General features: G+C 70.1%; 2 protein-coding genes (1 of these 2 running past the window's edge). Both read right to left on the bottom strand.

The window, feature by feature from the left end; all coding sequences use genetic code 11:
* Positions 1-49: 49 nt before the first annotated feature.
* Positions 50-14,575 carry a non-ribosomal peptide synthetase gene (locus HU751_RS05140; RefSeq protein ID WP_186735415.1) on the bottom strand — a complete coding sequence of 4,842 codons (14,526 nt, stop codon included), beginning with the start codon at positions 14,573-14,575 and terminating at the stop codon, positions 50-52.
* Positions 14,572-22,701 carry the end of a non-ribosomal peptide synthase/polyketide synthase gene (locus HU751_RS05135; RefSeq protein WP_217862533.1) on the bottom strand. It continues 17,322 nt past the right edge of the window, so 8,130 of the gene's 25,452 nt are visible here — the last part of the coding sequence; the start codon falls outside the window, past its right edge; its stop codon occupies positions 14,572-14,574. The genes HU751_RS05140 and HU751_RS05135 overlap by 4 nt, the downstream gene beginning before the upstream one ends.

Genomic DNA, 22,701 nt, shown 5'->3' with positions numbered 1-22,701 from the left:
ATCCGATGAGGTCCCGTGGGCGCGGGCATGCCCCCCCCCCACGACGGTGTTACTGCTTCACCTTGCCGTGATACAGGGCCTGGCCGTCATGCCACCAGGCGGCCAGGCTGAACACATCCGGCACCTTGAGGATGCTGAAGTGGTTGCCCGGCCCCTGCCATACCTCCAGTTGCGGCAGCCAATCGCGCCAGCCCTCCTCCATGACCTGCTGCTCGCGCTGGTTGCCGGCGAGGTCCAGGCTCGGATCAGCCACCAGCACCAGCCGCGCCAGGCCGTTGAACCCGCCCTCGGGACGGTACACCGTGCGCAGGGCCGTGGCGAAGGTCCGCACCACGCCCTCGAGCGCCTGCGCCGAAGAACGCGACGGCATCAGGCCGACCCGCACCATGGCCGCGTGCAACTGGCGCAGTTGCTCCTGATCGTCAGCTTCGGCAAAGGCCGCAGGCTCGATGCCCAACGACTTGCCGGTGGACAGCTGCAACGACTCGATCAGCCGCTGCAGGGCCTGGGTAAAGGTGTACGGCTTGCCGCAACTGCCCCCCGCGCCCGGCGCCTCGCTGTCGATCAGGGTCAGGGAGCGCACTTCGCGCCCCTTGGCCTGCAGGCGTAGCGCCATGGCATGGGCCACCCAGCCACCGAACGAATGTCCGACCAGGTTCAACGGGCCTTCGGGGTACAGCGCCTCGATGGCCCGGACATGGCAGTCGGCGGCGGCCTCCACGGCGCTGTGCGGCACCTCGCCCACGGCCAGGCCCCGGGCCTGCAGGCCATGCACCGGCCAGTCCGGCCCCAGCGCCTCGGCCAGGCCGATAAAGCTGGTCACGCTGTCGCCGGCCCCCGGCACGCAGAACACCGGGACATGGGACGGCGTGCCGCTCTGGATCGCCAGCAGCGGCTGGTGCGTCGGCGCAACGCCGCCGGCAGAAGCCTGCAACGCCTGCGCGATCGCCTGGCCCAGCACCGCCGCCTGCGGATCCTGCACCATGCTCTGGTGATCGCCCGGCACGCTCAGGCAATGCAACGCCTGCCCCGGCAAGGCCTCTGCCCAACCCAGGGTCGCGCTGTCGGTGGCAATGCCGGCGCTGCGCTGCTCGGCCACGAACAGGTGCAGCGGCACCGGCAACGGTGCCAGGCGGTAGTGGGCCAGGGCATGCCCATGGGCCAGGTGACGCTCGAAGAAGTGGCGCAATTGCCCATCGCTGGCCTGGACCAGGCCGGGCACCAGCAGTTGCCGCTCACGGCAGTGGGCGAGCAGCGCGTCGAACGCCAGCGCTCCGGGCTGCAATGCCTCGATCTCGGCCAACTGCGCGGCCCCCGCCTCGCCCTGGGCCTGCCAGTGCACCCGGCAATGCAGCAACAGCTGCCCTTGCAGCAGGTGCGGCCCTTGCCAACGTGCCTTGCCCTGGTCGCTCAGACGCGGCACGTAGGTGTCGATCAGGCCGACGAAGGCCACCGGCTCGTCCGCGCCCAGCAACTGCGCGGCCACCTCGTAGGCCAGCACGCCACCGAACGACCAGCCGGCCAGCCGATACGGCCCGTGCGGCTGCACGGCGCGGATCCGCCGTACCAGGCGTGCCGCCAGGCACTCCATGGTGTTCAGCTGCGCTTCCCCGGGGGCGACGCCAGCCAGGCCGTAGACGGGGAAATCACCTTCGATATGCCGCCCCAGGACCGGGAAGTACAGGTCCAGGCCACTGAACTCGTGGATCAGGAACAATGCAGGCTGGCTGCCTGCGGCGCGCACCGTGACCAGGCCTTCGTCCTCGTCCGCACCCTCGCCCAGGCGCACTGCCAGGGTGGCGATGGTCGGGTGCTGGAACAGCTCCGCCAGGGTCGTGTGCAGGCCGGCCTGGCGCATCTCGCCCACCAGGCGGATCGCCGACAGCGAATGCCCGCCCAGTTCGAAGAAGCTGTCATGCCGCCCCACCCGCTCGACCTCCAGTACCTGCGCCCACAGCGCGGCCAATGCCTGTTCCACCGGTGTTGCAGCGGCCTCGAACACCGCCACGGCCAGGTCCTGCGCGCCCGGCAGCGGCAGCGCCCGGCGGTCGACCTTGCCATTGTTGGTCAACGGCAACGCCTCGAGCGCGACGAACGCCGCCGGCAGCATGTACTCCGGCAGCCGCTCGCGCAGGAAGCCGCGCAACGCCACGCCGTCGAGGGCCGTGTCGGTGCGGGTGTACCAGGCCACCAGGCGCAGCGGTCCCTGCTCCAGGCGCAGGGCCATGACCACGACTTCGTCCACGCCCGGGCACTGGGCCAGGTGCTGCTCGATCTCGCCCAGCTCGATACGGAAGCCACGGATCTTCACCTGATCGTCGGTGCGTCCCAGGCATTCCAGCTGGCCGTCATCACGCCAGCGGGCCAGGTCGCCGGTGCGGTACAACCTCGCGCCGGGCCCAGCACCGAACGGGTCGTCGAGGAAACGCTCGGCCGTCAGTTGCGGGCGATTCAGGTAGCCCAGAGCGACGCCGTCGCCGCCAATGTACAGCTCGCCGGTCACGCCTTCGGGCAACAGGCGCCCGTGCGCATCGAGGACATAGGCCGTGGTGTTGCCGATCGGGCCGCCGATCGGCACATGCTCGGCGCCGTCGGCCACGGCCCGCACGGTGCAGGCGGTGGCAAAGGTCGTGGTCTCGGTGGGCCCGTAGCAGTGCACCAGGCGCAGGCTCGGCGCCCGCGCCAGCAACGCCCGGAAGCTGGCGGGCTCGCCGCGCTCGCCGCCGCACAGCAGGACCCGCAGCCCGGCCAGGGCCTCGGGGATCAGCTGCACGTACTGGTTGAACAGCGCCGTGGTGACGAACATCACGCTGGCGCCGCCCTGGCGCAACGCGGTGGCGAACTGCGCCGGCTCGACCAGGGTCTGGTGATCGATCACCAGCACCTGACCGCCGTTGAGCAGGCCGCCCCAGACATCCAGGGTGGCGGCATCGAACGCCGGGTTGGAAACAAAGGCGAAACAGTCGTTGGCGTCGAAGTCGGCATAGCCGTTGTTCAGCACCAGCCGGGTAATGCCGCGATGGGTTACCCGCACGCCCTTCGGCGTACCGGTGGAGCCGGAGGTGTACATCACATAGGCCACCGCGTCGGCGTCCTGCGCGAGGTTCGGGTTGTGCGCCGGCTGGTCGTCGAGGACCAGGCAGTCCAGGTCGATGCGCCGCGCCTCGCAGTCCGCCGCCAGGCTGCCGAGGGTCAGTAGCGCCACGGCCTGGCAGTCCTGGACCATGAACGCCTGGCGTTCGGCCGGGGCGTTGATGTCCAGCGGCACGTAGATGGCCGCGCACTTGAGCACGGCCAACTGCGCCACCAGCAAGGGCAACGAACGCGGCAGCAGGATCGCCACTGGGTCACCTGCCGCCACGCCCTCGCCGATCAGCCAGTGGGCCAGGCGGTTGGCTTGCTCGTTGAGCTCGCCATAGGTGAGCTGGCGTTCATCATGGCGCGCCGCCAGCGCCAGCGGGTGCCGCGCCACCTGCTGCTCGAACAGGCGCTGCACCGGCAACGCTCGCGGGTAATCACGTTGCGTGGCGTTAAAGCCCACCAGCAGCCGCTGGCGCTCCCCGGCTGGCACGATATCCAGCCGTTCCAGGCCTCGTTCGGGATCCTCGGTCAGGGCCTCGACCAGGTTTTCCAGGGCCTGCTGCAGATAACCGCACAGCCGTCGCGCATCCAGGCCCGGCGCACACTGCGCGGTCAGGCCGAAGCCTTCGCCCAGGTCGTCGATGCTCAAGGCCAGCGGGTAGTTGCTGCGTTCCTCGGCATGCAGCAGCTCGATGCCTTCCCAGGCACGCCCGGCCGCACTGTCACGGACCAGGGCCGTGGCGCTATGCCGGTAGTTGAGCAAGGCGCTGAACAGCGGCGCGCCGGGCGGCAGCGCGCTGCAACGCTGGGCCAGGGCCAGTTGCGCATGCTCGTGCACCAGCAGCCCGGTAAGCCGGCGGTGAGTGTCGAGCAGCGCCTCGCGCACCGGCAGGCGACCCACCTCCAGGCGTAGCGGCAAGGTGTTGATGAACACGCCCAAGGCGCGCTCCACGCCTTCGCCACCCTGCAGGCGACCGAGCAGCACGGTGCCGAACACCACGCTGTCGCGCCCCGACAACTGCCCCAGCACCATCCCCCAGGCCAGGTGCATCAGGCTGGCGGCACCGACACCCAGCAATCGCGCCTGCTCGCGCAGGCGTCGCGCCAGCCCGTCGTCCAGCAGGATCCGGGCTTCGGCCTCGGCGCCCTGATGGGCCAGCGGATGCGGGCCATAGGGCAAGGTCGGCTCGTCGATGTCGCCCAGCTGTTCGCGGAAGAACGCCTCGTGCTCGGCCTCGCCCGCACCCTGCAGCACCTGGGCGATGTAGTTGCGGTACGGCACCGGCGCGGGCAACTGGCGCTGCTCGCCGAGCAGGCAGGCCTGCAGTTCGGCGCGCAGCACATCCTGGGCCACGTGGTCCATGACCAGGTGGTGGAACAGCAGGGTCGCGGTGATGCGCCCGCTGGCCGGGTCCTGGCTGTGCAGCAAGCGCAGCATGGGTGCGCGGGTCAGGTCCAGGCGCAAGACCTTAGGCGCCTCCGCCGTCACCTCCTGAACCGGCAGCGATGCCTGGCGCCATACCACCTGTACGGGCTCGGCGAGGCCGTCCCAGTACAGCGAGGAACGCAGGATATCGTGACGGGCGATCACCTGGTCCAAGGCCCGCTGCAGCGCCTCCAGCCGCGCGCGGTCGGCCACGGCGAAACGCGCCTGCAACAGGTACGGATCATCCCCCTCGCTGGCCAGGTGGTGGTAGAGAATCCCCGCCTGCAGCGGCCCCAGCGGGTAGATGTCCTGCACGTTGGCGGCGCCGCCCGGGACCTGGGCGACGATGCGGTCGATGGCCGCCTGCTCCAGCGCCACCAGCGCCAGCAGGTCCGGTGTGATGCGTCGGCAGTCGGCGCCAATACGGTTGGCCGGCACCCGGCTCCCGCCATGCTGGCCCAGGGTCGCGGCCAGGGCGGCCAGGGTCGGCTCGGCGAACAACACGCGGATATCCGCCTCCAGGCCTTCGGCACGCAGGCGGGCGATCAGGGTCACCGCCAGCAGCGAGTGGCCACCCAGTTCGAAGAAGTGGTCCTGGCGCCCTACCCTCGGCACGTTCAGCAACTCGGCCCACAGCGCCGCCAGATGGGTTTCGGCTTCCCCTTGCGGCGCCTCGTAGGCACGGCTGAGCACGGCCTCGGCGCCGGGCTCGGGCAGTGCCTGGCGGTCGAGCTTGCCGTTGGCGGTCAACGGCATGGCCGGCATCGCCACATAGGCCGACGGCACCATGTAGTCCGGCAGCCGCGCCAGGGCATGCCGGCGCAGCGCCTCGATCCCGGGCGCGTCGTCGTGGGCGGTGAACCAGGCGACCAGCCGCTCGCCACGCAGCAGCACCGCCACTTCACGAATGGCGGGATGACTGGCCAGGCAGGCCTCGATCTCGCCCAACTCGATGCGCAAGCCATGCAGCTTGACCTGGAAGTCGTCGCGGCCGAGGAACTCCAGCTCGCCGTCGGCGCGACGGCGCACCAGGTCGCCGCTGCGGTACAGGCGCTCGCCGACCACGAACGGGCTGTCGCCGAAGCGCTCGGCGTCCAGTTCCGCCAGGCCCAGGTAGCCACGGGCCACGCCGACGCCGCCGATGTGCAGTTCGCCCACCACGCCACGGGGCACCGGCAGGCCGTTGCGATCGAGCACGTACAGCCGGGTATTGGCGATCGGCCGGCCAATCGGTGGCGCGCTTTCAGGCAGCGGCTGCCCGGGCTCCAGGGTCCAGGCGCTGCAATCGACGGTGGCCTCGGTCGGGCCATAGACGTTGTGCAGGCGTACCTGCGGCAGGCGCTCGCGCACCTGGTGCAGCAACGTCGTGGTCAGCTCGCCGCCGCCGCAGACGATATCGGTGAGGCTGTCGCAGGCCGCGCTGGCCTCAAGGGCGAGGAACTGCTGCAGCAGCGCCGGCACGAACTGCACCACGCTGACCTGCTGGCGCTGGATCAGCGCCGCCAGGTAGGCCGGATCGCGCTGGCCGTCCGGTCGCGCCAGCACCAGGCGCAGGCCGGCGCACAGTGGCCAGAACAATTCCCACACCGAGGCGTCGAAGCTCACCGGGGTCTTGTGCAGCAGCGCGCCCTCGACGGTCGGGGCGATCAGCCGCGAGCTCCAGTGCACCAGGTTGCACAGGCTGCGGTGCTCGACCATCACCCCTTTCGGCGTGCCGGTGGAGCCGGAGGTGTAGATCACGTAGGCCAGGTGGCGGGCACCCAGGCCGCTCACCTGCGGATTGTCCGGCGACTGGCCGGTCCAGGTCGGCTGGTCGAGGTCCAGGCGCGGTACCGCGCTGTCGACGAAGCGCCCGCGGCTGCCGGCATCCACCAGCAATGCCAGCGGCGCGCTGTCGGCAAGCATGTAGGCCAGGCGCTCGTCGGGGTAGCCCGGGTCCAACGGCACGTAGGCGCCGCCGGCCTTGAGCACCGCCAGCAGCCCGACCAGCAGCTGCGGCCCACGGGCCAGGCACACCGCGACGCGGCTGTCGGCGACCACGCCCTGGGCGATCAGCTGATGGGCCAGGCGGTTGGCCGCCTCGTTCAGCTGCCGGTAGCTCATCTGGCCGTCCTCGGCCTGCACCGCCAACGCCTGCGGCATACGCGCCACCTGCGCCTCGAACAACGCCTGCACCGGTTGCTGCAGGCCGCCGACCAATTCGCTGGCATTGCAGGTCACCAGCTCCTGGCGACGCTCGGCGGCGCCCAGCAGTTCGACCTTCGCCGGCACCGCCTGGTCGCTGCCGACCATCGCCCACAGCAATTGCTCCAGGTAGCCGACATGGCGTTCGATGGTCGCCCGGTCGAACAGCGCCGTGGCGAACTCCAGGGCGCCGCCGTAGCCGTCGGCGGTCTCGCCCAGGCTCAGGGTCAGGTCGAACTTGGCGAAGATCTGCGCGCCGCCCAGCGCCTCCAGTTGCAGGTCGCCCAGCTGCAAGGCCTCGCCCGGCACGCCGTTCCAGGCCAGCGACACCTGGTACAGCGGGGTATGGGCCAGGCTGCGCGGCGGGTGCAGCAGTTCCACCACCTGTTCGAACGGCAGGTCCTGATGGTCCTGGGCCTGGCTGACGCAGGCCTTGACCCGGGCCAGCAGCGCGCCGACATCGGGCAGTCCGGCGGTATCGATGCGCAGGGCCAGGGAGTTGACGAACAACCCGATCAGCCCTTCGACCTCGGCCTGCCGACGGTTGGCCACCGGTGTGCCGATCACCACCTCGGCCTGGCCGGACAGGCGCGCCAGCAGCACCGCCCAGGCGGCGCCGAACAGCATGAACGGGGTGACGCCATGGCGCAGGCACAGCGCCCTGAGGTCTTCGCTCAGACGCCGGTCCAAACGTATCTCGACCCGGTCACCCTGATAGTCCTGGCGGGCCGGCCGTGGCCGGTCGGTGGGCAGGGTCAGCAGCACCGGCGCGCCGGCCAGTGCCTGTTGCCAATATTCGCCCTGGCGCTGCAGCGCCTCGCCGGCCAGCCAGCGGCGCTGCCACAGGGCGTAGTCGCCATACTGGATCGCCAGCGCCGGCAGCGGGTCGTCACGCCCTTCGCTGAAGGCTTGGTACAGCGCCGCCAGCTCCTGGGTGAACACGCCCATCGACCAGCCGTCGGCGACGATATGGTGCAAGGTCAGCAGCAGCACATGATGCTCCGCCGCCAGGCACAGCAGGCGGCCACGCACCGGTAACTGGTGCGCCAGGTCGAAGGGCAGCAGCGCCTCGGCCTGCATCAGTTCGGGCAACTGCTGCGCGGCGCCGCGCAGGTCATGCCAGGCCAGGGCGAAGCCGCCACGCCCTGGGGCCACCCGCACCCGCGCCTCGGCGCCTTCCTGGGTGAAGTGGCTGCGCAGGCTTTCATGACGCTCGATGATGCGCGCCAGTGCCCGCTCCAGCGCCGCACGGTCCAGCGGGCCGCGCATGGCCAGGCCCAGGGGAATATGGTAGGCGGCGCTGGCATCGTCCACCTGCGCCAGGAACCACAGGCGCTGCTGGGCGAACGACAGCGGCAGGGACTGGCCACGGGGCGTCGGCTCGATGGCCGGCAGCACCTCGCCGCCGCGCTCGGCCAGGGTCGCCGCCACCGCCAGCAGGCGGTCGTCACCGAACAGCTCGCCCAGCGACAGCTCACGGCCGAGGCGTGCACGCACCTGGCCGACCATGCGCATGGCCAGCAGCGAATGGCCGCCCAGTTCGAAGAAGCGGTCCTGGCGCCCTACCCGCTGCAGCTGCAGCAGCTCGCACCACAGCTCGGCCAGGGCCGTTTCCAGGGCGCCCTCGGCGGCCTCGTGGGCCTGGCTGGCCGATGCCTCGCGCTCGGGCAACGGCAGCGCCCGACGGTCGACCTTGCCGTTGGCGGTCAATGGCCAGGCATCCAGGCGCACCAGCGCGGCAGGTACCATGTAAGCCGGCAGACGCTGTTGCAGGGCGGCGCGCAGGGCGCCGACCGGCTGCGCCTCAGGGCCGGCAATGTAGTAGGCAACCAGGCGCGGCTGGCCGGGCTGGTCCTCGCGGGCCAGCACCAGCGCTTCGGCGACGCCGGGCAAGGCCAGCAGTTGTGCCTCGATCTCGCCCAGTTCGATGCGCAGGCCGCGCACCTTCACCTGGTCGTCGTTGCGGCCCAGGTAGTCCAGGGTGCCGTCGGCGTTCCAGCGGGCCAGGTCACCGGTGCGGTACATGCGTGCGCCGGGCTGCTCGCTGAACGGGTCGTCGAGGAAGCGCTCGGCCGTCAGTTGCGCGCGGTTCAGATAGCCCCGCGCCACCCCGGCACCGCCCACGTAGAGCTCGCCAGTCACGCCGCACGGTACCAGTTGCCGCGCCTCGTCCAGCAGGTAGACCCGGGCATTGGCGATCGGCCGGCCGATGTCCAGCGCCCCGCCCGGCAGCACCAGCCCGGAGGTGGCGACCACCGTCGCTTCGGTGGGACCGTAGTTGTTGACCACCACGCAGCCCGGGTCGCTGGTGAACTGGCGCAGACGGTCGCCACCGATCAGCAGGGTGCGCAGGGTCGGATGGCGCAACCCCTGGGTGAAGGCATATTCGGCGATCGGTGTCGGCAGGAAGGCCACCTTCAGCGGTTGCTCCAGCCACCAGGCCAGCAGCCCGTCGAGCTGCTCGTTGCCCAGCTCGGCCGGCGGCAGGTGCAGCACCGCGCCCGCGCACAGGGCCGGCCAGACCTCCCAGGCCATGGCATCGAAGCCGAAGCCGGCGACGCTGGCGGTGTGCTCGCCGACGCCCAGCTCGAAGGCCTTGCAGTGCCAGTGCACCAGGTTGGCCAGGGTACGGTGCTCGACCATCACGCCCTTGGGCTGCCCGGTGGAACCGGAGGTGTAGATCACGTAGGCCAGGTGGCTGGCCAGCAGGCCGGGCAGCTCGGGATTGTCCGTACGCGCCGGCCAGTCCGGCCGGTCCAGGGCCAGCACAGGCACGGTCAGCCCGTCCAGGCGCGCCAGCAGCGCCTGCTGGGCCAGGACCACAACGGGGGCGCTGTCCTCGAGCAGGTAACGCAGGCGCTCATCCGGATGCGCCGGGTCCACGGGTACATAGGCGCCACCGGCCTTGAGCACCGCCAGCAGCGCCACCAGGGTGTCCAGCCCGCGCCGGGCGACCACCGCGACCCGGTCGTCCGGCCCCACGCCGCGTTCGATCAGGTGATGGGCCAGGGCGTTGGCGCGCTGGTTCAGCTCGCCGTAGCTCAGGCGTGCATCGCCGGCCACGGCGGCCAGCGCCTGCGGGGCACGGGCCGCCTGGGCCTCGATCAGGGTCGGCAGGGTCTGGTCGACCGGGAATGCCCGGGCGCTGCCGTTGAAGGTATGCAGCAGGCGCCGGCGTTCGACGTCACCGACCAGTTCGACCTCGGCCAGGGGCGCCTGGTCGTTGGCGACCATGGCCCGCAGCAGGCGCTCGAAGTAACCGGCGAAACGGTGCACGCTGCTTTCATCGAACAGCGCCGTGGCGTACTCGAGGCTGCCGACCAGCGCCTCGCCCTGCTCGCCCATGCTCAGCGACAGGTCGAACTTGGCCACCTGGCTGGCCTGGGCCACGCCCTCCAGACGCAAACCCGCCAGGCTCGGCGCGGCGCCCTCGGTGGCCAGCCAGTTGAGAGTGGTCTGGAACAACGGCGTATGGCCGAGGCTGCGCGCCGGGCGGACGATCTCCACCACCTGCTCGAACGGCAGGTCCTGATGCGCCTGGGCGTCGAGCAGGCGGGCCTTGACCTGGGCCAGCAGGCGCTCGCTGCTCGGCGCACCCGACGTGTCGATGCGCAGCGCCAGGGTGTTGACGAACAACCCCACCAGCGGCTCCAGCTCGGCATGGCCGCGTCCGGCCACCGGGCAGCCCACCACGACCTCATTCTGGCCGGACAGACGTGCCAAGGTCGCGGCCCAGGCACTGAGCAGCACCATGTACAGGGTCGCCTGATGCCGCTGGGCCAGGGTCCGCAGGCCGGCACCGAGACGCGCATCCAGCTGCAGCGCCAGGCTGGCGCCGCTGAAGTCCTGGCGTGGCGGTCGTGGCCGATCACTCGGCAGGCTCAGCAGGGTCGGCGCGCCGTCCAGGGCCTGGCGCCAGTAGTCGGCCTGGCGTTGCAGCTGCTCACCGGCCAGCCAGCGCCGCTGCCACACGGCATAGTCGCCGTACTGGATCCCTAGGGTCGGCAACGGATCGTCCAGGCCCTGGCACATGGCCGGGTACAGCGCACCCAGCTCACGGGTCAGCACGCCGAGGGACCAGCCGTCGGCGACAATATGGTGCAAGGTCAGCAGCAGCACATGGTGCTGATCCTCCAGACGCAGCAGGCTGGCGCGCAGCAATGGCCCCTCGACCAGGTCGAACGGCGCGCTGGCCTCGGCCTGCAGGTGCGCGGCCAGGTCATCGGGCGCCAGGCTCAGGCGCCGCAGCCAGCCTGGTTGCGGTCTGTCGGCGATATGCACCTCGGCGCTGTCGCCTGCGGGCACGAAGCGGCTGCGCAGGCCCTCATGGCGCGCGACGATGCACAGCAAGGCACGCTCCAGCGCGTCGGCATCCAGCGCGCCGCGCAGGCCCAGGGCCAACGGCACGTTGTAGGCCTGACTGCCGCCCTCCAGCTGGGCCAGGAACCACAGGCGCTGCTGGGCGAACGACAACGGCAGGGGCTGCTCGCGGGACACCGCGACGATGGCCGGCAGCGCGCTGTGCCCGGCGCTCGTCAGCACCTGGGCCACACCGGTCAGTTCGGGGTTGGCGAACAACTCGGCCAGGGTCAGCTCGACGCCGAGCCGCAGGCGCACCTGGGACACCATGCGCATGGCCAGCAGCGAATGGCCACCCAGGGCGAAGAAATGGTCATGCCGGCCAACCCGCTCCACCTGCAGCAGTTCGGCCCACAGCTGGGCCAGGGCGCTTTCCAGTTCACCCTCAGGGGCCACATAGCCACGCTCGAACAGCGCCGAACGCTCCGGCGCCGGCAAGGCGCGGCGGTCGAGCTTGCCGTTGGCGGTCAGCGGCAGCGCCTCCAGGGCGACGAAGGCCACCGGCACCATGTACTCCGGCAGATGGGCAAGCAGTTGCGTGCGCAGGTGCTCGGGCAAGGGTGCCTCGAGGCCGGCTTGCGCGGTGAAGTAGGCCACCAGGCGCGGCTGGCCCGGCTGGTCCTCGCGGGCCACCACCACGGCCTCGCCGATGCCCGGCAGGCTGTTCAGGCGGCTCTCGATCTCGCCCAACTCGATACGCACCCCGCGAATCTTCACCTGGTCGTCGTTGCGCCCCAGGTAGTCGAGGGTGCCGTCGGCCAGCCAGCGCACCAGGTCGCCGGTACGGTACATGCGCGCGCCCGGCGTTGCCGCGAACGGATCGTCGAGGAAACGCTCGGCGGTCAGCTGCGGGCGGCCAAGGTAGCCACGGGCGACCCCGGCGCCGCCAATGTACAGCTCGCCCGCCACGCCCAATGGCACGGGCTGCAACCCGGCGTCGAGCACGTACAGGCGGGCATTGTCCACGGGGCCGCCGATGTGCAGCGCGCCCCCCGCCTCCACCACCCCGGAACTGGCCACCACGGTGGTCTCGGTCGGGCCGTAGTTGTTGACCACGGCAAAGGTCTGGGTGCGGTTGAACTGGCGCAGGCGATCGCCGCCGATCAGCAGGGTACGCAGGGTCGGGTGCCCGAGCTGATGGCTGAAGGCGTATTCGGCCACCGGCGTCGGCAGGAAGCTGACATCCAGTGGCTGGGCACGCCACCAGGCCAGCAACGCATCGAGGTCCTCATGGCCCTCGCCGGCGGGTGCCAGGTGCAGGGTGGCCCCGGCGCACAACGCCGGCCAGACCTCCCAGGCCATGGCGTCGAAGCCGAAGCCGGCCAGGCTCGAAGTGTGCCGGCCCAGGCACAGGTCGAAGGCCCGGCAGTGCCAGTCCACCAGGTTGTTCAAGGTGCGGTGCTCGACCATCACCCCCTTGGGCTGCCCGGTGGAGCCCGAGGTGTAGATCACGTAGGCCAGGTGTTCCGGTCCCAGGTCGGCGACGGCTGGATCATCCAGCCGCTGCGGCCAGTCAGCCTGATCAAGCGCCAGCACGGGCACCGTGATCCCATCCAGGCGGCCGCGCAACGCTTGTTGGGTCAGCACGGCCACTGGCGCGCTGTCGTCGAGCAGGTAGCGCACCCGCTCGTCCGGGTGGGCCGGGTCCACCGGCACGTAGCCGGCGCCGGCCTTGAGCACCGCGACCAGGCCAATCAGCGTGTCCAGGCCGCGGCGGGCGAACACTGCCACGCGGTCGTCGGGGCGCACGCCCAGGCCGATCAGGTGGTGGGCCAGGGCATTGGCGCACTGGTTCAGTTGCTGATAAGTCAGCGACTGGTCATTGGCAGTGGCGGCCAGGGTGTGGGGATGGGCCTGGGCCACGGCCTCGATACGCCGATGCAACGGGCCGTGCGACTGTTCGATGCCCGGGGTCTGGTTGAAGGTTTCCAGCAGCTCCTCACGCTCGTCGCCAGGCACCATCGGCAGCGCCCTGACTTCAGCGGTGGGCGTCGCCGCAAGCAGGCTGCGCAGGGTCTGCTCCAGGTAGGCGCAGACGCGCCGTGCCGGCACCTCGGGGCTGGCCAGCAGGGTCAGGCGCAAGGCTTCGCCGAAGTCGTCGACACTCAGGGTCAAGGGGTAGTTGGTGGCTTCGGCGGCGTGCACGATCTCGATCCCGGCCCAGCCGGCGCGCAGCACCGCTTCGGAGCCCGAGGCCGCGCTGTGGCGGTAGTTGAGCAAGGCGTTGAACAGCGGCGTCGGCGCCGCCACGCCGCTGCAGCGCTGGGCCAGGGCCAGGGGCGCGTGCTCATGGCGCATCAGCGTGCTCAGGCGCTGGTGGGTGGCCTTGATCGCGCAGGCCAGGTCGGCATCGTCCAGGTCCACCCGCAACGGCAGCGTGTTGATGAAGATGCCCAGCGCCCGGTCGGTGGCCTCGGCGCCTTGCAGGCGGCCCATCAGCACGGTGCCGAACACCACCTGGTCGCGCCCGGTCAGGCCGCCCAGCACCCGCGCCCAGGCCAGGTGGAACAGGCTGGCGACGCTCACCCCCTGGCTGCGGGCCTGGGCACGCAGCCCGCGGCACAGCGCCAGGTCGAGGTCCAGCGCGTGCTCGTTCAGCGCCGCGCCATCCCCCTGCACATCGGCCAGGCCATAGGCCAGGGTCGGCGCGTCCACGCCGCCGAGCATGTCGCGGAAGAACGCCTCGTGCTCGGCCTCGCCGACGCCCAGCAGGGCCTGGGCCACATGGTTGCGGAACGGCAGCGGACGGCCCAGCCGGGCACTTTCGCCAAGCAGGAAGGCCAGCATCTCGTGACGCACCACCTCAAGCGCGCTGTGGTCCATGGCCACGTGGTGGAACTGCAGGGTCGCATGGACCTGCCCGTCCGCCTGCGCCGCCTGGCATTGCAGGCGGATCAACGGTGCCTGGGTCAGGTCGAAGCCGCTGTCCGGCAGCTGGCCCTCGGCCAGTTGGGTGACCCGCAGGCGGGCCTGGCGCCAGACCACCTGCACCGCCGTTTCGAGTGTCTTCCAGTGCACCGAGGTGCGCAGGATGTCGTGACGGTCGATCACCCCTTGCAGGGCCTGGGCGAAGGCCTCGACCCGGGCGCTGCTGGCGAACACGAAGCGCGCCTGCATCACGTAGGGATCGTGGTCGCCGGCGCTGGCATGGTGGAACAGCATGCCTTGCTGCAACGGCACCAGCGGGTAGATATCCTGCACATTGGCCGCGCCGCCGGGCACGCCCTCAACCAACTGGTCGATGCTGGCCTGGTCGAGTTCGACCAGGCTGAGCATGGCCGGGGTGATCCGCGTGCAGCCTGCCGGGATGCGGTTTTCCGGTACCTCGACGCTGCCCTGGCGCGCCGCCACGTACTCGCCACGTTCGAGCATCCCCAGCAGCGCCGGCTTGTGTTCGCGCAGCCGCGCCACCAGCGCGGCGTCGCTCAGGGCCTGGCGATTGCCCTGGACCACCAGTTGGCCATCCTTGAGGGCCAGCTGGACATTGTTGGCGGCCAGGGTCGCCAGTAGTTCGTTGATGCTCACAGGACGATCTCCATTCTGTCTGTGATGGCGGCATAGCCTGCCAGCGTCGGGTGTTCGAACAGGCTGCGCACGTCGGCCTCCAGGCCCGCCTCGCGCAGGCGCGAGGTGAGGGTCACGGCCAGCAGTGAGTGGCCGCCCAGTTCGAAGAAGTTGTCGTGGCGCCCTACCCGCTCCACGCCCAGCAGCTCGCCCCAGATGCGCGCCAGCAGCTGTTCGGTGTCGCCCAGCGGCGCCTCGTAGGCACGCGCCGGCAGGTCCGGCTGCGGCAACGCCTTGCGGTCGAGCTTGCCATTGGGGGTCAGCGGCAAGGCGTCGAGGGCCATGAACAGCGCCGGTACCATGTACTCGGGCAGTTGCCCCAGCAGCACCTCGCGCAGGGCCTCGGCGGGCGGCACGTCGCCGGTGACGTAGGCCACCAGGCGCGGGCCGGCTGGCTGGGCGTCGTGCACCAGCACCACGGCTTCACGGACCCCGGGTATCCGGGTGAGACAGGCCTCGATCTCGCCCGGCTCGATGCGCAGGCCGCGCAGCTTGATCTGGTGGTCGGTGCGGCCGAGGAACTCGAGGCTGCCGTCAGGGCGCTGGCGTACCCGATCGCCACTGCGGTACAGGCGCTCGCCGTCGGCGAACGGGCTGGCGATGAAGCGTTCGGCCTGTTGCTCCGGCAACCCCAGGTAGCCACGCGCCACCCCGGCGCCGCCGATATGCAGTTGGCCGGCGACACCCAATGGCACGGGCTGGTCGTGGCCATCGAGCACGTACAGCCGGGTGTTGTCGATCGGCCGACCGATGGGCAGCGCGCCCGGTGTCAGCGGATCCTGCGGGTGCAAGGTGCAGATGCTGCAATCGACCGTGGTCTCGGTCGGCCCATAGACGTTGTGCAGCCTTGCCCGTGGCAGGCGCTCGCGCACCTGGCGCACCAGGGCCTCGGTCAGCTCGCCACCGCCGCAGACGATATCGCTGAGGCTGTCGCAGTCCGCGCTGGCGTCATGTTCGAGGAACTGCTGCAGCAGCGCTGGCACGAACTGCACCACGCCGACCTGCTGCTGGCGGATCAGCTCGGCCAGGTACTGCGGGTCACGCTGGCCGTCCGGGCGCGCCAGCACCAGGCGCACGCCGCTGCACAGCGGCCAGAACAGCTCCCACACCGAGGCGTCGAAGCTCACCGGGGTCTTGTGCAGTAGCGCGCCCCCGCCCGGGAACAGCCCGGCGCTCCAGTGCACCAGGTTGACCACGTTGCGGTGCTCGACCATCACCCCCTTGGGCAGCCCGGTGGAGCCGGAGGTGTAGATCACATAGGCCAGGTTGGCGGCGGTCAGGCCCGGCACCTGCGGGTTGTGGCTTGGCTGACGGGTCCAGTCCGCCTGGTCGAGATCGACCTGCGTCAGTGGCAGATCCCCCATCAGCACCCGGGTGGCCGCCTGCACCAGGACCGCCCGTGGCTGGCTGTCGACCAGCATGTGGCGGATCCGTTCGGCCGGATAGTCAGGGTCGAGCGGCACATAGGCGCCACCGGCCTTGAGGATGGCCAGCAGGCCGACCACCAGCGACAAACCGCGCTCGACACAGATCGCCACCCGGTCGTCGGGCCGCACGCCCAGCGCGATCAGGTGATGGGCCAGGCGGTTGGCCTGGGCGTTGAGCTGCTCATAGTTGAGTTCACCCTGCTCGGCGCTGAGCGCAACGGCCTCAGGCCTACGCAAGGCCTGGGCCTCGAACAGTTCCTGGAGGGTCCGGGTCAGGTCGTGGGGCTGCGCCGTGCGGTTGAAGTCGTGCACCAGCTGGTCGCGCTCCTCGGCCGACAGCACTGGCAGTTGCAACAGCGCTTGCCGTGGCTGATGGGCCAAGGCCTCGGCCATGGCCTCCAGCACCCGGCGCATCTGCTCGCAGACACGCGCGGCGCCAACCTCCGCCGGGGCCAGGGCGACCAGTCGGAAGCGCTCGCCGATATCGTCCACGCTCAGGCTCAGCGGATAGTTGCTGCGCTCGTTGCTGTCCAGGGTCTCGATGCCCTGCAGGGCCTGGCGCTGATCCTCGTCCGCCTGGCTGCCGTGGCGGTAGTTGAGCATGGCGCTGAACAGCGGCGCCGGGGCCGGCACGCCACTGCAACGCTGGGCCAGGGCCAACGAGGCGTGCTCGTGGGCGAGCAAGGCGCTCAGGCGCTGCTGGGTCAGGCGCACGGCGTCCTGCAGGTCGAGGCCTGCAAGGTCCAGGCGCAGCGGCAAGGTGTTGATGAACATGCCCAGCGCCTGGTCCGCTCCCGCTCCGCCTTCCAGGCGACCGAGCAGCACGGTGCCGAATACCACGCTGTCACGGCCACTGGCGGCGGCCAGCAGGCGGGCATAGGCCAGGTGGAACAGGCTGGCGACGCTGATGCCCAGCTGCCGGGCCTGCTGACGCAGACCGGTGGCCAGGGTTTCGTCCAGCCACAGCTGGGCCTCTTCGATGCCGAGGCCATCGACCTGCACATCACCCAGGCCGAACGGCAGGGTCGGCTCGTCGATATCACCCAACTGCTCGCGGAAGAACGCCTCGTGCTCGGCCTGGCTGACGCCCAGCCGCGCCTGGGCCACGTAGTTACGGTACGGCGCGCCCTGTTCGGCGGGCACCGGCGCACCTTGCAGATAGCCGACCAGTTCCCGGCCGAGCACATCCAGCGCGGTATGGTCGAGGACGATATGGTGGAACTGCAACACGGCCTGCCGCCCGGCGCCCTGCGCGTCCGGCCAGTGGTACAGGCGCACCAGTGGTGCCTGGTCGAGGGCCAGGGCATGGGGCACCGCAGTCTCGTCGGCCACCTCGAACAGCGCCAGCCCAGCCTGGCGCCAGACTACCTGCAATGCCTGCGGCAGGCCGTCCCACAGCACTGAAGTACGCAGCACGTCATGACGGGCGATGACCTTGCCCAGGGCATCGACGAAGGCGTGCAGCCGGTCACGGCTGGCGAAGGCCATGCGCGATTGCAGCACATAGGGATCGTGCTCCGGCGAGCTGAGGTGGTGGTAAAGGATGCCTTCCTGCAACGGCGCCAGCGGGTAGATGTCCTGCACGTTGGCCGCACCGCCCGGCACCGTGGCGACGATGCGCTCGATGGCGGCCGGTTCCAGTTCCACCAGCGGCAGCATGTCCGGGGTGATCTGGGTGCAACCGGCCGGGATCCGGTTGGCCGGGACCTCGACCTGGCGGCCATGGCCCAGGGTCGCCGCCAGCGCCGCCACGGTCGGCTGGCCGAACAGGGTGCGCACATCGGCCTGCAGGCCGGCCTGGCGCAGGCGCGCGGTGAGGCTTACCGCCAGCAGCGAGTGACCGCCGAGTTCGAAGAAGTTATCGTGGCGACCGACCTGTTCGATACCCAGGACTTCAGCCCAGATTGCAGACATGGCCTCCTCGGTCGCGCCGATCGGGGCGACATAGGCCTGGCCTGCCAGGGCTGCAGGATCAGGGTCCGGCAGCGCCTTGCGGTCCAGTTTGCCGTGGCTGGTCAGTGGCAACTCGCTCAGGCGGATGAAGGCTTGCGGTATCAAGTGGCCCGGAAGGCTGGCTTGCAGGCCTTGGCGCAGGGTGTCGAGATCAACCGCAGCAGTTTCGGTGAACCACGCCAGCAGACGCTCGTCACGCACCAGCACCACGGCATCCGCAATGCCCGGCTGGGCCTTCAGCGCGGCCTCGATCTCGCCCAGCTCGACCCGTACGCCACGGATCTTCACCTGGTCGTCATTGCGGCCCTGGTAGTCCAGCGTGCCGTCGGCGTTCCAACGCACCAGGTCACCGGTACGGTACATCCGGCCACCGTTGAACGGATCGTCGACAAAGCGCTCGGCAGTCAGCTCAGGACGGTTGAAGTAGCCTCGGGCGACCTGGGCGCCACCGATGTACAGCTCACCGGTTACCCCCACCGGCACGGGCTGGCGTTGCTCGTCCAGTACATAGACGCGGGTGTTGGCGGTCGGCTTGCCGATATGCAGCGCACCGCCCGGTTGCAGTTGCCCCGACGTCGCCACCACGGTGGTCTCGGTCGGGCCATAGTTGTTGACCAGGGCAAAGCCCGGATCGCGGTCAAACTGGCGCAGGCGATCACCGCCGACCAGCAGCGTGCGCAGGGTCGGGTGCTGGCGTGCGCGGCGCAGCGCCTGCTCGGCGACCGGTGTCGGCAGGAAGCTCACTTGCAGTGGCTGCTCCAGCCACCAGTCGAGCAGTTCATCGACATGCTCGCCACCGATGGACGCCGGCGGCAGGTGCAGCACCGCTCCGGTGCACAGCGCCGGCCAGGCTTCCCAGGCCATGGCATCGAAGCCGAAGCCCGCGACGCTGGAGGTGTGGCTGCCCTCGCCCAACTCGAAGGTCTGGCAATGCCAGTGGATCAGGTTGGCCAGGGTGCGGTGCTCGACCATCACCCCCTTGGGCTGCCCGGTGGAGCCGGAGGTGTAGATCACATAGGCCAGCTGATTCTCGTCCAGCCCCACAACCACAGGGTTGCTGGCCGTCTGGTCGAGCCAGTCATCGCCATCCAGCCTGACTTTGGCTGCATCGCCGACCAACGCTTCGGTGGCCGCTTCGACCAGCACCAGCGCCGGCGCACTGTCGCTGAGCAAATAGGCAATCCGCGGCGCCGGATAGCCCGGATCGACCGGTACATACGCCGCGCCGGCCTTGAGCACGGCCAGCATCGCCACCATCCGTTGCGGGCCACGTTCCAGGCACAGTGCCACACGATCCCCCAGGACCACGCCACGCTCGATCAGGTGATGAGCCAGCCGGTTGGCACGCTCGTTGAGTTCGCCGTAGCTCAGACTCAGCTCACCCTGAACAACGGCCAATGCTTCAGGCGCTTGGGCCTCGACCAACGCGTGCACGGTCTGCCCTTGTGGGTAGTCCATGTCCGTGGCATTGAAACCTTCGAGCACCTGGCGCCGCTGCGTGCCGTCGAGGATGGGCAGCCTGTCGACCTGCGCCGCGCCACCCTGCTCCAACGCCTGGATCAACTGGCTCACGGCAGCGGTCATCCAACCTGCGACCCGTTCGGCACCGATCCCCAACTGGGCCAGCACGCTCAGGCTGAAGCCTTCCCCGTGGTCGTCCACACTCAGGGTCAGCGGGTAGTTGCTGCGCTCTTCACCGCCCAGCTGATGCATGCCCTGGAAGCTTGCGGCATCCACACTGGCCGTATCCGTCGGACTGTGGCGGTAGTTGAGCAAGGCACTGAACAGCGGCGCCGAGGCCGGCACGCCGCTGCAACGCTGGGCCAACGCCAACGACGCATGCTCATGCCCGAGCAGCGCCGACAGCCGCTGGTGGGTGGCCTGCACCGCGGCGCGGGCGCCCTTGGCAGTGTCGATGCGCAGCGGCAAGGTATTGATGAACACCCCCAGCGCCCGGTCGGCGCCGTCGCCGCCTTGCAGGCGGCCCATCAGCACGGTGCCGAATACCACGTCACCGCGCCCCGCCAGCACGCCCACCACGCGGGCCCAGGCCAGGTGCATCAGGCTCGCGGCACTGACCCCGAGGGCCCTTGCCTGCTCGCGCACCCGGCGCGACAAGGCCGGATCCAGCGGCAGGCGCGACTCCTCGATATCGCGCCCGTCGCCCTGCACATCGGCCAGGCCCATCGGCAAGGTCGGCTCGTCGACATCGCCGAGCATGTCGCGGAAGAACGCCTCGTGCCCCGCCTCGGCGGCGCCCAGGCGAACCTGGGCCACGTAGGTGCGGTACGGCACGGGCGCGCTCAACAGGTGCTGGCGACCGGAAAGGATCGCCTGCAGTTCGTGGACGATCACCTCCATCGCCGTGTGGTCCAGGGCCAGGTGGTGGAAGTGCAGGACGGCCACCACCCGTTGCAGGGCCGGGTCCAGAGCGTAGGTCAGGCGCAACAGCGGCGCCTGGGTCAGGTCCAGCCGCTGCAGGCGGGCATCGAAGTGCGCGTGCAACCGCTCGATCACCGCGTCTTCGCCCAGCCCGGTGACTTCGCTGACTGCCAGCTGGGCCTGGCGCCAGACCACCTGCACCGGCTCGCCCAGCCCTTCCCAGACCACCGAGGTGCGCAGGATGTCGTGGCGGTCGATGACCTGTTGCAGGGCATCGGCGCAGGCCTGCAACCGATCCAGGCTGTCGAAGGCCAGGCGGGTCTGCAGCAGGTATGGGTCACCCTGCTCGGCACTGAGGTGATGGTAGAGGATGCCTTCCTGAAGCGGCGCCAGCGGGTAGATTTCCTGCACGTTGGCCGTACCACCCGGCACACCGGCGACGATACGGTCGATGCTGGCCTGGTCCAGCTCGATCAGGCTGAGCATGTCCGGCGTGATGTGTATCGCATCGCTAGGGACCCGGTTGGCCGGCACCTCGATCTCACGTCCCGAGCCCACCGCCGCCGCCAACGCGGCCAGGGTCGGCTGGGCGAACAGCACGCGCACGTCGGCATCCAGGCCGGCCTTGCGCATGCGCTCGATCAGGCTCACCGCCAACAGCGAGTGGCCGCCTAGTTCGAAGAAGTGGTCATGTCGACCAACCTGCTCGACCTTGAGCACCTCGGCCCAGATCATGGCCAGCGCGGTTTCGATCTCACCTTGCGGCGCCTCGAAGGCACGGCTGACCAACGCGTCGCTGCCCGGCTGAGGCAAGGCGCGGCGGTCGAGCTTGCCGTTGGCGGTCAGCGGCAGCGCGTCCAGGCGCACGTAGGCCGACGGCAGCATGTAGTCCGGCAGTTGGCCTTGCAGTTGCTGGTGCAGTTCGGCAATCGCCTGTTGGCCCGTGAAATAGGCCACCAGGCGCTTATCGCCCGGCGCGTCCTCACGCACGATCACGGCGGCCTCACGCACACCCGGGCATTCGCCCAGGCGCGCCTCGATCTCGCCCAGTTCGATACGGAAGCCACGCAGCTTGATCTGCTGGTCGGCACGGCCCAGGTAACGCAGGGTGCCGTCGGCCTGCCAGCTCACCAGGTCGCCACTGCGGTACATCGTGCCGCCGTTGAACGGATCCGGCAGGAAGCGCTCAGCCGTCAGCTCCGGCTGCCCCAGATACCCCAGGGCCACGCCGTCACCGGCAATGTACAACTCGCCCACCGCCCCTACCGGCAGCAGTTGCTGGCGGGCATCGAGCACGTAGCAGCGGCTGTTGCCGATCGGTTTGCCAATCGGGATGCTGCCCTCGCCCACCTCGGTGATTTCGTGGGTAGTGCTGAAGGTGGTGGCCTCGGTCGGGCCGTAGCCATTGAGCAGGTGTTGCGGCGCGCCTTCGCGCAGTACCCGGGCGATCACCGCCGGGTCCAGCACATCGCCACCGACCATCAGGTAGCGCAGGCCACGGAACGCCGCCAGCAGGTCATCGGCGAACTGATGGAACAGGCCAGCGGTCAGCCACAGCACGGTGACGCCCTGCTCCAGCAGGACCTCACACAGGTCCTGGCGCGACAGCACCTGGTCCTGGTCGATCACCACCACCGCGCCGCCATTGAGCAACGGCGCCCAGACTTCCAGGGTGCTGGCGTCGAACGCCGGGTTGGAAGCAAAGGCCACGCGGTCCTGGCTGTTGAAATCGGCAAAGCCGTTGTTGATCACCAGGCGCACGATGGCCCGGTGCGGCACCTGCACGCCCTTCGGCGTGCCGGTGGAGCCGGAGGTGTACATGATGTACGCCGCGCTGCCGGCGTCCACCGCCAGGCCCAGCGGCGCATCGGCGTAACCGCTCAGGTCGAGGCGGTCGAGCTCGACCCGACGCGCGCCCTCCACTTGCGGCTGGTCGCTGTGGGTCAGCACCAGCCGCGCCTGGCTGTCGTTCACCATGAACGCCTGGCGCTCGGCCGGCGCGTTGCCGTCCAGCGGCACGAACACCGCCGCGCATTTGCTTACGGCCAGCTGGGCCGCCAGCAGATCGAACGAACGTGGCAGCAGCAAGGCTACCCGGTCACCCGCTTGTACGCCCTGCTCCAGCAGGTACCCGGCCAGCCGGCTGGCCTGCCGGTCGAGCGCCTGGTAGCTCCAGCGCCGCGTGCCATGGGCCACTGCCAGTGCATCCGGGCTGGCCTTGGCTTGCGCCTCGAACAGGGCATGCACCGGCAGGTCGCGGGGATAATCGCGACGGGTCGCGTTGAACTGCCGCGCCACGCGCTCGCGCTCGGCGTCCGGCAAGGC

The sequence above is a fragment of the Pseudomonas peradeniyensis genome (assembly GCF_014268935.2).
Taxonomy (GTDB): Bacteria; Pseudomonadota; Gammaproteobacteria; order Pseudomonadales; family Pseudomonadaceae; genus Aquipseudomonas; species Aquipseudomonas peradeniyensis.
The sequence above is the reverse complement of the archived record's forward strand: the minus strand, read 5'-3'. Positions and strand labels throughout refer to the sequence as shown.